We start from the raw sequence: 13,110 nt of genomic DNA on the forward strand, positions 1-13,110 counted from the left end.
CCCATTTGTCTTGCTTTTACTGCCCCAGTAACTGACGGCAAAGAGGATGATCGCCATGACCAGCTCCTGGGCGGCGGGAATCAGCCAACCCCTCGGCCAGGATTGCAGCAGGACCATGGCGATGGTCAGCACTCCCAGAAGAATCATGATGCCGGCCAGGCGCGATAACACCAGAAACACATTTTGGGCGGTAAAAATGCCAATTCCCCGCCGGAATCCGATGTTACGCAGAAAGCGATCCAGTTTTTGCGGCGAGATCAGGTAAACCAACGCAAGCACCAAGAATAAAAGTATACCCAGTGCAATGATGACGCCAATGATACTCATGATGTTGACCATGGGCATGACAGTCTCTCCCCTGTGAATACGTTACTCAGTATATCAGCTATTGACCTTTTTGGGTGCCAAAAGTTGTCTGTCACAAAAGGCGCGTTGATTGCCCTTGTGCCGTAAGCAGTGCCACGGCCTTTTTGTCGAAGGAAACGAAGAATTCCCCGCCAAGCCATTGGCCTTCATAGGCTATGATGCCATCGGCAAAGTCTCCGCCGGCTTCGAGCATCAGCAAGCCTGCCTCCACGGCAGGCCGGTTCACTTCCACATTCGCGGCGGCCAGTAGTGTCTGGATCGCGCAAGCCACGTCGCTTTGATGAAAGCCGTAGACACGCAACAGCACCCAAACAAATTCGCATAGGCACGGCGTTGTTACCGCAATCAACTCGGCGTCGGTCAAGACGGCGGCGGCAACCTCCGCTTGTGCGGGATCGTCATGGACCACCGCACGTACCAGGACGTTCGTATCAACGGCTATTTTCATGACTTGTCTGCCCAGCCTTGCGCCGCTGCCTCGTTGATTTCTTCGAGGGTGGCCACCTTCTGCGTCTTACCCGCGAGCATGCCGACGAAGTTGGCTATCGTCCCTGCGGGGCGTGCCGCCTTGAGCACGCCCCGACCATCTGGCAGCAAGTCCAACTCAATCTTGTCGCCAGGTTTGATGCCGAGATGTTGCAGTACGTCCTTCCGAAACGTTACTTGTCCGCGTGCAGTAACGGTCAATGTGGTCATGGTGCTTTGCCCTCCAAACAAAGGTGAATGTTTTGCATAGTAATGTAAAAACACCTTACTTTCCATGTCCGTCAAAAGGCCATTAGAAGTCTCGCAATTGGGCTGATGAAGGCCCTTATTCCTTGCTGTCCATCAGCAGGTTTTCTATGCGTCGGTCGGGAATCAGCCAGATAAAAGCGACGCCCAGATAAAGCAATTTGCCCACGGCAGGGGACCATTGGGAGGAAATAATACCGATGAGATAAAGGACTGGAGAAATTTTCCCTTTCCAGTCCCGACCCACGGCGCGACGCAGAGTGGTCGCTCCAGCGGCAATAATCCGCTGCTGCAAGATGAAATAGGCCATAGCCGCCATGAACAGCACGACGCCGTATAATTGGGTGGGTACGGTAGCGTAGTGGTTTTCACCCATCCAGCTGGTCACAAAAGGAAAAAGAGATAACCAGAAAAGCAGGTGGAGATTGGCCCAGAGAATCCCGCCGGTGATTTTGCCGCTGGCCTGCAGCATGTTGTGGTGATTATTCCAGTAAATGCCAACGTAGATGAAACTCAACACATAACTGAGGAAAACCGGCAACACAGGTAACAGTGCCGCCAGATCTTCCCCATGGGGAACCCGCATTTCGATGACCATGATGGTAATGATGATGGCAATGACGCCATCACTGAAGGCTTCCAGGCGATTTTTGCCCATGTTTTTCTCCCTGACTGTCGGAATTTTTGGGATCAGTCAGGGCATATTAGGCAGGATTTTTCTGGCAGGGAATATGTTGGAGCTACAGATCTCCCCAATCCGGTTCAGCCAGGCGGTATTGGTTTTCTTCATATTGATAGCGTCGTTCCCAGGGACGCGGGGTCAGTTCTTCACCAGTCTGCTTGATAGCCAGCACCTGATGCAGGGCTGACCAGTTCCGCCAGAAGGCATAAGCACAACCTGCCATGTAAATGGCCCAGATTCGGTAACGTTTTTCACCGACCATGGCGACCGCTTCGTCCTTGTGGGCTTCGAGGCGATCTACCCAGTGAATGAGGGTCTGGGCATAGTGGGGACGCAGGTTTTCCACATCGATGACCTCCAGGTTCTGCCCGGCCATATCCCGAACCACCCGCCAGAGGTGAGGTATCTCGCCGTCGGGAAAGACGTATTTATCCATGAAATCGCTGCCGGAGTGGTGCCCGCCTTCATCGTCCTGTTGGCTGGCGGTTATGCCGTGATTCATGACCCATCCGCCTTCTTTCAGCACGCGATTGATGACCTCAAAATACTCGGGAAGTTTGGCCCGACCTACATGCTCGAACATGCCGACGGAGGTAACCTTGTCAAAATGATCGCGTTCAGGAATATCCCGATAATCCTGCAAGCGGATTTCGACGCGATCGGTCAGTCCTTCCCTCTCGATCCGCTCTTTGGCGAAGGCAAACTGCTCTTCGCTGAGGGTGACGCCTACTCCCTGAATATCATAATGTTTAGCCGCCCAGGTCAGTAGTCCACCCCAGCCACAGCCAATATCCAAGAGTTTTTCACCAGGCTGCAGGTGGAGTTTGCGGCAGATATGGTCGAGTTTCTGCTCCTGGGCAATATCGATGTCTTCTTTACCGGTTTTGAAGTAGCCACAGGAATACACCATGTTGCGATCCAGCCAGAGCTTGTAGAAGTCGTTGGAAACATCGTAATGATAGTGGATGGCTTCCTTGTCCTTGGCTTTGCTGTGCAAGGCCTTGTGGAGAATGCCGGTTTTGGGCTTTTTGGCGGGAAACGCATCACTCAATCCTTCAGCCACCGCGAGAATATCCTGATAACGTCCTTCTATGCCAATGTCTCCTTCCACATAGCCTTCACCCAGTACGTCGAGGGCGCTTCCGGTGAGCAACTGAGTGATGATCTTGGCCGATTTGAGGTGCATGGTGACCAGAAAATTTTTATCAAATAGATACTCGTGTCCATCCCAAAACAGGACTTTCAAGGGTAACACCTTGCCATTCAGCCCTTTTTTGACATGTTCGAGGAAGGTGGTTCGTAAGTCTTTCACGAGATAACTCCTTTTTTTAGATGAATTTCGGCAAGTTCCGGGTACGCATAGAACTGCCACTATGGTTTAATTATAGAACAAAGCATTTACTCTCAGACTTCACGGGGATCCTGCGACGATGATCAACACCAGTACCAGGGCGATCAGGATGTAGCTGGCATAGGTATTGACCCGGCCTTTGTGCATTTTGGCCAGTAATGCGGCAATCCGCATGGCGCTTTGAATAACCGGTTGAATCACCAGACGTTCGGAGATGTTTGTGATGATCTGATGATAGCTGCGGGTCAGCACAAAAGCACCCTGACGTTCTTCTTTTTCTTCCATCAGCGGATGAAAAAACCCCTGAAAGACAGCCCGGACCGGCGCGGCAAAAGTGGTTGCCGTGTACGTCATTTCCGGGCGCAAGCGTGTCAGTCCGGCGTCCCAGAGGGTGTTGCGGCTGACCTGATATTTACGACGACGCAGGCCGCGCGCCAGCAGCCATACCGTTCCGAGCATGAATATCAGCACCAGAAAAGTCAGCAGCGTGGACATGGCATATACCACCGGTGCGTTGCCCTGATTCAGATGCATGACCACGAGGCTGCGTAGCGGCAGGAATGTCGCTCCCAGATTGGCGCCGATGGGATCCAGGGCGTGTCTTACGGCAAGAGGAACCTGGCTGGGGACATGGAAAAAATCGGGTACGAGGGATGCGGTAGGATTGGCTCCCAGCAGGGGGGCTGCCAGACGCGAGAGAACGGGCAGGATCAGGGTGGCCGCAAGACCCAGCAATAAAGCGAGCAGGGCCAACAAGCCCATGGGTATGACCACGGTCAACGGTGCCTTTTTGGCCGCGCTGGCATGGGTGGATCGCGGTAATCCCATCAGGGCGCTGCCGGGGAGCATGATAAAGCAGGTCAGGGCCAATCCCGAGGTGAGGGCCAGCAAGGCACCGGACAGAGCGAAAGTGATGCGTACGGGAATGTCCGGTATTTCCACTACGCGCAGCAGCGACTCCAGCAATAACCATTCACTGACAAAACCGTTGAAGGGGGGCAGGGCGGCAATCGCAAAAGCGCCCAGGAGGAAGAAGGTACCCAAAGCGGGTAGCCGCTTCATCAGACCGCCCAGTTCATCCAGATTATGGGTGCCGGTGCTGGCGTCTATTCCCCCGGCACCGAGAAAAAGCAGGGTCTTGAAGGTCGAATGATTAATCATGTGATAGAGGCCGGCAATCATGCTGGCGCCCCCCAAAAGTGGATGTCCATAGGCGGCAAAGGTTAGCCCTGCCCCTATTCCGGCAGTGGCAATGCCCATGTTTTCAACAGAGCTCTGGGCCAGCAGCCGCTTCATGTCTTTTTCGACGAGGGCGTAAATAATGCCGATGAGCGCAGTCAGGGCGCCGCTGCTGAGAATGATCAGGCCAAGTTGCGGCAGATGCAGGGCGATGGGCGCGTCAATGCGTAAAAATGCATACAGCCCCAGATTGAGCGTGGCCCCCGAGAGGATCGGGGAAGTGGAACGCGGAGCGGTGCCGTGGGCGGCGGGTAACCAGACATTGAGGGGGATGATGCCGGCTTTCATGCCGAATCCAAAAAATGCCAACAAGCCCGCAACCATCAGCAGGGTCGGTGACATTGTTGGAATGGCGCTGGCGATTCTTTCCAACTGTGGAGAACCCGCTGCGGCGGCCAGTAACAGCAGACTGACCAGACCCGCGAGACTGCCCAGCTCGGATAATGCCAGAGTCAGTAATCCAGCGGCGACTGGTTTGCTCTGCCGGGTTTCAAAGGTAATCAGCCCCCAGATGGCCAATGCTGCCAGCTCCCAGCAGAAAATAAACGCAGCAATGCTGGCTGCCGAGAAAAAACCGATCATGCTGGCCAGAGTCAGCATGACGATAGCCAGAAATAGACCCCTTCTTGCGCTTGGATAAAGATTGGCATCGCGGGTCACAAAAGGGAGGGCGACGGCAAAAACGCTCGCGGTAATGAGAATCAGCAGGCCGCCCAAGGGGGTTTGCACAAAATCCAGGGGGCCGATGACAGGCAACTGCAGGGCAATCAGCGGCTGATCGTGTCCCGCAGCAATGGCCATGACCGCCTGAATACCCGCCAGAATGCAGGCGCTGGTCATTACTGACCAGGCACTCAGGGCGGGTATGCGACGGCCGGGAATGAACGCCAGGACCGGACCGGCCGCAAAGAGCAGAAACGCAATGATGTAGAGCATCAGGGCTGTTCCTCCAGGGAAATTGGCGCTACCCGTCCCACCAGACGCAACAAGCCATGAATAATGGCGAGAGGCGGGGGGGGGACAACCGGGCAACCATAAATCGACGGGAATGATTTTTTCCAGTCCGCCGGCACAGGCAAAGCTTTCCCCGAAAATGCCGCCATTGATGGCACAGGTGCCCATGCCCATGACTCTTTTGGGGGCAGGCATGGCGGCGTAGGCCTTGAGGATGGCGGTACGCATGGCATCGGTGATCGGACCCGCCACCAGGAGCACATCGGCGTCACGCGGGGTCGCGGTTACAAAAATACCGAGACGGTGAAGATTATAAGGGGGTGCATCGACCAGTCGGACTTCATTGACACAGGCCCCGCAGGCTCCTGCATCAATATATAAAACATGCAGGGAAGCCGAAAAGCGGGATCCGAGAGGGGGCTGCGCAGAGGCTGTAGAAGCACCCCAGGCAAAATCCTGGGACCAGGGCAGGGCATGAGCACCTGTCCGGCAGCGTTGGCAATGAATACAGCAGGAAAAATCCACCGCCACAGCATGGTCTGCGGTCTCCGGTTGCTTGACGACCCGCAGGGCCTGGGTCGGACACTGTGCAGCACTTTCTTCAGGATGCAGGCTTTGCGTCGCTCGCGGCCGCCCCGGGGTAATGCCGGCACTTTCCTCATCGCCATCGGGCCAGGATGTCGTGCTTATGCCTTTTTTCAATCCATAATAGGGCCAGAAGCTCATCAGCGATCGTTCTCCGCTACGGACAGGCCCCAGGTGGCCAGTATGATGGGAAAATCCTGGAATGCTGCCCCTTCCACGGCGCGTTCAAAGGCATGCCAGTTTCTGAAGCCGGGCGTCCCGAGGCGCAGGCGCGTGATCAATCCGTCTGCAGTGCAGCGCAGCCAGTGAAACGTGGCGCCGGAGGGCGCTTCTACCCAGGCCAGGGCATGTCCTTCGCGCACCGGGCAGGGACTGTGTATGGGGCCGTCGGGTAAAAAGGGCAGCAAATCGAGGATCAGTTTGATGCTGATCCGGCTTTCGGCAAAAAACACCCGTAAGCGTGCATAACCATCTCCTTCTTGTTCTACGGGAATTTCCGGGGCAAGGAATCCATATTGTCCGTAGGGCAAATTGCGTCGCAAGTCGATGTTTCTACCGGAAGCTCTGGCGATAGGACCGACTACTCCATATGTTTTGGCCATCTGGCCGTCCAGCGTGCCCATTTCTTCGATACGATCAAGAAAGCTGGAGCTTTCTTCCAGGCGCTGTTCCAGCGCGCGCATCCGCTGATCCAGCGCCGGCAGAGTGTTGTAAAGTATTTCGAGAGCGTCTGTGTTCAGATCTTCGCGGAGTCCCCCGGGGATGACAACGCCAAAAAAATAACGATGTCCACATAGTCTGGCACTCAGTCGCAGCAAATCCTCGACGATGCCTTGGGCCAGGGCCTTGGCGACGGACAGCGCCGTTGAGCCGGTGATTTCTGCAATATTGGCGGCGTGATGGCGGACCCGTTCGAGTTCAGCGAAGACAATCCGCAATTGTTCGGCACGGGGTGGTGGCGCACACCCGCCAATTTGTTCCAATGCCTGACAGTAGGCCCAGCCATGGGCAAATGCGGCGGCACCAGCAAAACGTTCGGCCAGCAGTAATCCTTGATCGACTGTGCGGCCCTCGGCAATTTTTTCGACCCCGCGATATTTATAAAACAGTCGGGTATGGAGATAGCGGATCTGCTCACCCGGTGTTTCGAGCAGCCACAGTCCGGATTCATTGAAATCGCCCCAAACCGGGCCGACGGGAAAAACGATGGCACCTTCTTCCTGCAACAGCTGAGGCGGCTTCCATTCTGTACCGGTACCATGGACATCCGGACGTTTGCTACCATCAAATTGGCGGCGCATGGGGTCCATCCCTTCCGGCCAGTCATCGTCGTGTAAAACAAAATCGCCCAGAAAGGGATGACCACTGAAACGCAGTCCATATAAATCCCAGGCCTCGCGTTCGTGCCAGTCAGCAGCGTGCACCGTATCACTGATGGCCGGTAATTCTTCCCCTGCCTTGACCGCGACCTGCAGTTCGATCAATTTCCCGGTGGCAGGTAGATAAAACAGATAATGCACTGTCAAATTTCCCTGATCTGGAAGTTCTTCCACCAGCAGGGTGGCAAACTCGGCCTCTTCTTTTTCCAGCAGAGCTTGGGTCAGCATGGATAACTGTTCTGCTGGACAGCTTATCTGTAACCATTGCTCAGAATGTTCGTGCCAGGTTAGAGCAGAGTTGCTGTGCAGCAAGCTTTGCAGTGCTATGGATATACTCATCCTTGCACCTCCAGCAGTTGCGCTGCTTCATGCACCAGATGAACCAATGGCGGGGGGAGATAAAAGCCAAAAATCAGTACCGGAACAAAGGCAATGACCATAGCCGCCAGACTGCTGCGGGGTATTTTCATGGCAGGAGAAGTATGTTCCTGTGCCGGATCCGGGGTACCAAAGGCAATGCGCGTAGCCTGATAGGTCAGGGCAATAAATGCGATCACAATAAACGCGGTCAACAGACCTGTGGACAGATACTGGCCGCTACTATAACCAGTATCGAGAATTTCAAATTCAGACAGGAAAAGGGCAAAAGGCGGAGCGCCGGCAATGGCCAGGGTGCCGAGAATCAGCGCCCAGCCAACCGCGGGAGAACGACTGATCAGCCCCCGCACCTTGACAATTTCCTGCGTGCCAAAAATGATGCCGGCCAGGCCTGCGGCAAAAAAGCAGAAAGACTTGGTAAACCCATGGGCAAAAAGTTGATAAATGGTACCCTGCTCATGAACGGCGGCGCCAATGCCACAGGCAGTGAGGATAATGCCCATATGTTCAATGGTCGAATAGGCAAACATTCTTTTGAAGTCATGTACCTGGATGAGCATAAAGGCGGCGCTGCCAACGGTGATGAGTCCGGCGGTGATATACCAGGCGGCCGGATCATGGATGCCAGGATTGACCACGAGTGCCGGATAGATACGTAACAACATGTAGAGGGCTGCGCTGGTTTCAACCCCGGATAACACTGCGCAAACCGAAGCGGGGGCTTGACTGTGGGCATCAGGGAGCCAGGTGTGCATGGGGACCAGACCGGTTTTGGCGCCAAAACCAATCAGCCATAAAACAAAGGCCAGGAGCAACAAAGGTGCCGACATATGGGGTGCGGCTGTCATCAGGCCGTCCCAGGTGGGGGCCTGCCCGGCGGCATGGGTTCCATAATACAGCATCAATACTCCGAGTAAGGCGATCATGGCCCCCATACTGGTCAGGGCTACATATTTCCAGGCGGCTTCCAGCGCTTCGGCCCGATCTTCATAAGCCACCAGAAATGCCGAAAAAACGGTAGTGAGCTCAATGGCAATCCACATGAGGGCCAGATTGGCCACCAGAGGGACGGCCAGAATAACCAGGGCAAAAACATTCATCAGCGGAAAATACTGGCGGTAGCGTGGTTCTGCGGCGTCTTTGTCCTGTTCCTGTTGACGGGCCCATAAGTAGCCAATGGCATAGAGGGAAGCGGTGAAATAGACAAAGCTCACCGGGAGCAAATACAGGGCACCCAGAGCGTCCAGATAAAACAGGCCATCGCTTCCGCTCAAGGGGCCATGGGCTTCTACCTGCCAGGCTGCGGAAATTGCCAATAGCAAGGTAATAAAAGCGGCGAGCACACTGAAATACGGTGCGGAACGCCGGTTTGCCAGGGCGAGCAAAGCGCCGCACAGGGGCACAAGCAGGATAAGTGCCGGCAGCCATTCAGTGTTCATGGAGCTTGTCCAGAGTGCCCACGCGCGTGGAGCCGGTAACCCGGCGAATGCTGCGGATGAGTAGGCCAATCACCAGGGCGACAATGGGCACGTCCACCGCAGCGGCTATTTCGGCAATGACCGTGAGATTATGGACGATGGCGATGGAGCCAAAAAAAGCCCCGTTTTCCATGATCAGCAGGCCCATCATCTGCGCTACGCTTTCCCGCCGCAATGCCACGGTGAAGGCTCCCCACAGTACCATGATCAATCCCGTAGGCAGGTTGATGGCGGCAAAGGGAACGTCATGCAATGTGGGTAAAACCGGGGCCACCGCAAACCAGCCGACCAGTGCAAAAACGGCGGCAACCAGTACCGAAGCAGGAATTTCCAAGGCCTGGTCCACTTCACGGCGACCATAGATTTCTTCCCCGGCAGCCCAGCGCAGTACCAGCGGAACGGCGATAACCTTGGTGACAAAAGTGATCAGAGCCACCCACAGCAGGTTGACCGTATGCAAGGCATCGGCAAGCACCAGGGCGGAAAGGGTCAGGGCGACCGACTGGCCCATGAAAAAGCGCAGAGAGGCGAGCATCTGGCGGGAGACCATGACGCCCAGCCCAAATACTACAAATAGCGCTGCGACGGATCCGGCAATACTGAGCATGATCGGGCTGACAGTGATCATCAGGCAATCCCCGTCAGCCGGATGCTGACTGCAAAGAGGCAAATGATGAAAGCCACGGCGAGAAACTCGGAAATCCGGAACAACCTTAGCTTCGCGAGGGTGGTTTCCACCAGGGCGAGAATGATGACAAAAGCCAGCAGTTTGAGTAGAACCAGACCAACAGCTGCGATAACAGCTGTCCACTGCGTGCTCTGCGCCAGCCCCCAGGGAGTAACCAGTACATTCACAAACACCAGCGCCAGCACCATGAGTTTGTTGGCCCCCCCCCACTTCATCAATGCCGCGCTGGTCCCGGAATACTCCAGCCCTTTGGAATGGCCGATCATGGCGATTTCTACTTTGCCCGCTGGACTGTCTACCGGAATACGGCCTTCATCGGCCAGTATCAACAGAAAAAAAGCGAGAATGACCATAAAGTGGGCAGGCTGTAACATGCTGGTCCAGGATGCCCCCCAGGTGGCATTCACAAAATAGGGAATGGTGCTATTGGCAACGTAAGACACGCTGAAAAACACCATGATGAAAACGGGTTCGGCGAGAAAACCCACCATGTGGGTCCGGCTGGCGCCGACGGCGGCATAAAGATTGCCCGTATCCATGCCGCCCAGGGCCACAAAAAATCCGGAAATGGCCATGAGGAAACCCACGGCCACCATATCTCCCATAAAAGCAAAAAACAGGGGGTAGGCCGTCAGGGCGGGGATGAGCAGCACGACAAAAAGAGGCATCACAAAAGCGACAATGGGGGCAAAGCGGAATACCCAGGTGGACTGCTCGGAAACAACCTCATCTTTCGCAAAAAGCTTCCAGATATCGCGGTATGTCTGCCAGATACTGACCCCGCTTTTCCCCTGGATGATTTCTTCCAGGCGGTGCAGCACCCCTTCCACCAAGGGGGCAAACAAAAGAATGAAGCCCACTTGACAAAGATTCAGCACCAGATGGGTCCAGAGCGCGCTCATGACAGCCCTACCTTGTAACCCAGGGCGGCCAGCAGGTCACCAATCCCCATCAACCCCAAAGCCCATTTCCAGCGTGCTCCCTGCACCCATTGACCCAGGGTAAGTCCCACGCCCAACAGGACAATATTGGCCGTCGCAAGAGGTAGAAAAATCCATCGGGGAAAGAGAACAGCCACACTGAGCGGGACCGCAGCGCCCATAAAACTGCTGGCTGTGGCAATGCTGGCCATATACCAGGAATCGCGCAGGGTTTGCAGACCCAATTGGCTTTTTTGCAGGTTTCTCGCTGAACGCATGTTGAGTTGTTTGGCCATATGGACCAGATCGTTTCTGAGACCGGCATATTCCGCGACCCATAAGGGCAGGAAGCCGGACGCGGAGGTAATGATGCCAATCCGAAACGCCTGCCAGACATCAATGCCACCACTCATCATTTTTTGGCTGGCAAGTACCAGCGCAGTGCAGGTACCATCAGCGAGCCCCAGAACAATGGGAAATATTTCCCGTGCCGAGATTTTCATTTGCTGGCTCGTCGTCGATATTCGACCATGCGTTCGCCGACCACCAGTTCTTCAATGCCATGCACTGCCGCCCCGGCATGTTCAATGGCTTGAATAAGGTTGTCCAGATCAATGTTGTCACCTTCTACATTGATCAGGGTGCCGACGGTTTCCTGGTCCACTTCTTCGACAGAAATATTGAAAGCTTCTACCCCGGCAACCCGATCAATGGCGGCGGCAATGTCCTGCAAGCTGGGCTGGGCAAAAGCCTTGTCCACATCAAGAACTACTCGACGGATACGCATCTTATGCCACCCCGCTTAACAAGCCTGTTTGCGTAGAATCCATTCGATATCCTCAATAATATCTCCATAACTACAGGGATGTTGATAGTGACCAATGAATTCACAATCCCTTTTGACGGATTTCTGGAGAGAAGAATGTAAAACCATGGGGAGAACGTGGGCAGTGCCATTAGCGCATATCCACAGGTCTACTCCGGACCGTGAATATTCCTCCGCTTTTCGTGAAACCCGGGTGGCCAGCGCCTCTACCGATTGCTTCAAGACTATGGGTCGGTCCTTGAGTCGTTCCGGTACTGCAACAGGTTGTGATAATGACAAAATAACCTCCACACACCAAACTTTAATTCGGTCAATGTAGAAGTCATCAGCCCCAAAGGCAGTTATTTGGTGGACTTCATCACCTGAACTAATTATACGAAATTAAATAATTACGAGCAAATTTAAATTCCCAAATTATGCTATAGTATGTATTAAATTTTACGATAAATCTGCTAGTTTTTCGGCAGCTAAAATCCTGACGGCATGCGCAGGATGATGACTGAGTTTTTCCAGCGCTTCGCGCTTTTCCGGACTTGCCGGAAGGCGCTCCATGGCATCCAGTACCGCCATGCCCTGGACGACATCCACGGGATACTGGATTGCACAATCGGCGAGGGGACCCGCTGCATCTGCACGCCCTTGGTTGGCCAGACTGAGAATAGCCCCCATCCTGACTTCAGAATGGGGATTACGCAAGGCCCAAATCAGGCGGTCATAATAAGGCGTTTCTCGCTCCCAGCCTTCAATGTCACGTGCGCAAACCGGACAGGTGACACTGCCGATAGGAATTTCGGCATAGCAGAGCGGGCAGTAGTGATGGTTCATACGCAACCGCAATCAGCTTCCCAGCGTAAAATGTGATTTCCGGGAACCAGTTCCATCAGGTGTGGCATCACCGCATCCACGGTTTCCGGCTCGTCAAAAAATTCCAGAACCAAAGGAAGATGGACATTCAGACGCAGAACATCATCGGCATGCACCACTCCCTTGCTGCCAAAGCCGGCAATGCCGCGAAAAGCGGTCACGCCATGGACTTTGTACTGATCATGGAGCATGCGAAATATTTCCTCCATCAGATTGTGGCCGCCGTGTTTATCGCCTTCTTTAATATAAATACGGACTACAGATACGCTGGTCATGGTTTCCACCTCTTTCAGATGCTACGGGATATCCAGGCACCGGCAAATGCCGCTGCCACGCACAGGAACAGGGAAGCAAACATATAAATCAGGGCCTTTACGGTTTCGCCATTTTCAAATAATACCAGAGTCTCCAGAGAAAATGTGGAAAAGGTAGTATACGCTCCCAAACCACCCGTCAATAAACCCGTACGCAGTTCCGGATTGAGAGAGATGCGCTCCAGGGTTTCAAAAAACAAAAAACCCATGATGAAACAACCCATGATGTTGATACTCAGGGTAGCCCAGGGGAAATCACGCCCAAATACGGTTTGTACCAGCAGGCTCTGCCCATAGCGTGCCCAGGCACCCAAAACCGCAAATATGGCAATGAAGCCGAAAGTGGCAAACATT

General features: G+C 54.3%; 15 protein-coding genes and 1 riboswitch. All 15 genes read right to left on the minus strand.

Going from position 1 to position 13,110, the window contains the following annotated elements; all coding sequences use genetic code 11:
- Positions 1–345, minus strand: a 345-nt coding sequence (locus B1757_RS07055; protein WP_101537648.1) for a hypothetical protein, incomplete at its 3' end; no start/stop codon positions are given.
- A 73-nt stretch (positions 346–418) separates the two neighbouring features.
- Positions 419–814: a type II toxin-antitoxin system VapC family toxin gene (locus tag B1757_RS07060; RefSeq protein ID WP_101537649.1), complete on the minus strand. Its 396-nt coding sequence runs from the start codon at positions 812–814 to the stop codon at positions 419–421.
- Complete coding sequence (locus B1757_RS07065; protein ID WP_438263617.1) at positions 811–1,116, minus strand: AbrB/MazE/SpoVT family DNA-binding domain-containing protein; 306 nt, start codon at positions 1,114–1,116, stop codon at positions 811–813. Before B1757_RS07065 ends, B1757_RS07060 begins: the two co-directional genes overlap by 4 nt.
- Before the next feature lie 61 nt (positions 1,117–1,177).
- A complete protein-coding gene (locus B1757_RS07070; RefSeq protein ID WP_101537651.1) occupies positions 1,178–1,756 on the minus strand; it encodes a TMEM175 family protein in 579 nt (192 codons plus the stop codon).
- 82 nt (positions 1,757–1,838) lie between these two features.
- Positions 1,839–3,092 carry a class I SAM-dependent methyltransferase gene (locus B1757_RS07075; RefSeq protein ID WP_101537652.1) on the minus strand — a complete coding sequence of 418 codons (1,254 nt, stop codon included), beginning with the start codon at positions 3,090–3,092 and terminating at the stop codon, positions 1,839–1,841.
- Positions 3,093–3,191: 99 nt separating this feature from the next.
- On the minus strand, positions 3,192–6,050 hold the full coding sequence (locus B1757_RS07080) for a proton-conducting transporter transmembrane domain-containing protein (protein WP_101537653.1): 2,859 nt from the start codon (positions 6,048–6,050) through the stop codon (positions 3,192–3,194).
- On the minus strand, positions 6,050–7,627 hold the full coding sequence (locus tag B1757_RS07085) for a hydrogenase large subunit (RefSeq protein ID WP_101537654.1): 1,578 nt from the start codon (positions 7,625–7,627) through the stop codon (positions 6,050–6,052). The genes B1757_RS07080 and B1757_RS07085 overlap by 1 nt, the downstream gene beginning before the upstream one ends.
- On the minus strand, positions 7,624–9,105 hold the full coding sequence (locus tag B1757_RS07090; protein WP_101537655.1) for a proton-conducting transporter transmembrane domain-containing protein: 1,482 nt from the start codon (positions 9,103–9,105) through the stop codon (positions 7,624–7,626). Before B1757_RS07090 ends, B1757_RS07085 begins: the two co-directional genes overlap by 4 nt.
- Complete coding sequence (locus B1757_RS07095) at positions 9,095–9,772, minus strand: hypothetical protein (RefSeq protein ID WP_101537656.1); 678 nt, start codon at positions 9,770–9,772, stop codon at positions 9,095–9,097. The genes B1757_RS07090 and B1757_RS07095 overlap by 11 nt, the downstream gene beginning before the upstream one ends.
- Entirely contained in the window at positions 9,772–10,734 is a 963-nt protein-coding gene (locus tag B1757_RS07100) for a respiratory chain complex I subunit 1 family protein (RefSeq protein WP_101537657.1), read from the minus strand. The genes B1757_RS07095 and B1757_RS07100 overlap by 1 nt, the downstream gene beginning before the upstream one ends.
- Positions 10,731–11,255, minus strand: coding sequence for a VIT1/CCC1 transporter family protein (locus B1757_RS07105; protein WP_101537658.1), 525 nt, complete (start codon positions 11,253–11,255; stop codon positions 10,731–10,733). Before B1757_RS07105 ends, B1757_RS07100 begins: the two co-directional genes overlap by 4 nt.
- Positions 11,252–11,539, minus strand: a complete 288-nt coding sequence (locus B1757_RS07110; RefSeq protein ID WP_101537659.1) for a DUF211 domain-containing protein — start codon at positions 11,537–11,539, stop codon at positions 11,252–11,254. Before B1757_RS07110 ends, B1757_RS07105 begins: the two co-directional genes overlap by 4 nt.
- A gap of 348 nt (positions 11,540–11,887) precedes the next feature.
- Positions 11,888–11,950, minus strand: a riboswitch (Fluoride riboswitch).
- Positions 11,951–12,016: 66 nt separating this feature from the next.
- A complete protein-coding gene (locus tag B1757_RS07115) occupies positions 12,017–12,403 on the minus strand; it encodes a HEAT repeat domain-containing protein (RefSeq protein WP_101537660.1) in 387 nt (128 codons plus the stop codon).
- Positions 12,400–12,717 (minus strand): DUF190 domain-containing protein, encoded by a 318-nt coding sequence (locus B1757_RS07120; RefSeq protein WP_101537661.1) that lies wholly within the window; start codon positions 12,715–12,717, stop codon positions 12,400–12,402. The genes B1757_RS07115 and B1757_RS07120 overlap by 4 nt, the downstream gene beginning before the upstream one ends.
- A gap of 14 nt (positions 12,718–12,731) precedes the next feature.
- Positions 12,732–13,109, minus strand: a complete 378-nt coding sequence (gene crcB / locus B1757_RS07125) for a fluoride efflux transporter CrcB (RefSeq protein ID WP_101537662.1) — start codon at positions 13,107–13,109, stop codon at positions 12,732–12,734.
- Position 13,110 lies beyond the last annotated feature (1 nt).

The organism is Acidithiobacillus marinus, from assembly GCF_002847505.1.
GTDB classification, from domain to species: domain Bacteria; phylum Pseudomonadota; class Gammaproteobacteria; order Acidithiobacillales; family Acidithiobacillaceae; genus Acidithiobacillus; species Acidithiobacillus marinus.

Excerpts from the sequence above, each read along its gene's own strand:
- crcB (WP_101537662.1), bottom strand. The coding sequence starts at position 13,109 with ATGTTTGCCACTTTCGGCTTCATTGCCATATTTGCGGTTTTGGGTGCC.
- B1757_RS07110 (WP_101537659.1), bottom strand. The coding sequence starts at position 11,539 with ATGCGTATCCGTCGAGTAGTTCTTGATGTGGACAAGGCTTTTGCCCAG.
- B1757_RS07085 (WP_101537654.1), bottom strand. The coding sequence starts at position 7,627 with ATGAGTATATCCATAGCACTGCAAAGCTTGCTGCACAGCAACTCTGCT.
- B1757_RS07060 (WP_101537649.1), bottom strand. The coding sequence starts at position 814 with ATGAAAATAGCCGTTGATACGAACGTCCTGGTACGTGCGGTGGTCCAT.
- B1757_RS07090 (WP_101537655.1), bottom strand. The coding sequence starts at position 9,105 with ATGAACACTGAATGGCTGCCGGCACTTATCCTGCTTGTGCCCCTGTGC.
- B1757_RS07120 (WP_101537661.1), bottom strand. The coding sequence starts at position 12,717 with ATGACCAGCGTATCTGTAGTCCGTATTTATATTAAAGAAGGCGATAAA.
- B1757_RS07095 (WP_101537656.1), bottom strand. The coding sequence starts at position 9,772 with ATGATCACTGTCAGCCCGATCATGCTCAGTATTGCCGGATCCGTCGCA.
- B1757_RS07080 (WP_101537653.1), bottom strand. The coding sequence starts at position 6,050 with ATGAGCTTCTGGCCCTATTATGGATTGAAAAAAGGCATAAGCACGACA.
- B1757_RS07105 (WP_101537658.1), bottom strand. The coding sequence starts at position 11,255 with ATGAAAATCTCGGCACGGGAAATATTTCCCATTGTTCTGGGGCTCGCT.
- B1757_RS07115 (WP_101537660.1), bottom strand. The coding sequence starts at position 12,403 with ATGAACCATCACTACTGCCCGCTCTGCTATGCCGAAATTCCTATCGGC.
- B1757_RS07070 (WP_101537651.1), bottom strand. The coding sequence starts at position 1,756 with ATGGGCAAAAATCGCCTGGAAGCCTTCAGTGATGGCGTCATTGCCATC.
- B1757_RS07100 (WP_101537657.1), bottom strand. The coding sequence starts at position 10,734 with ATGAGCGCGCTCTGGACCCATCTGGTGCTGAATCTTTGTCAAGTGGGC.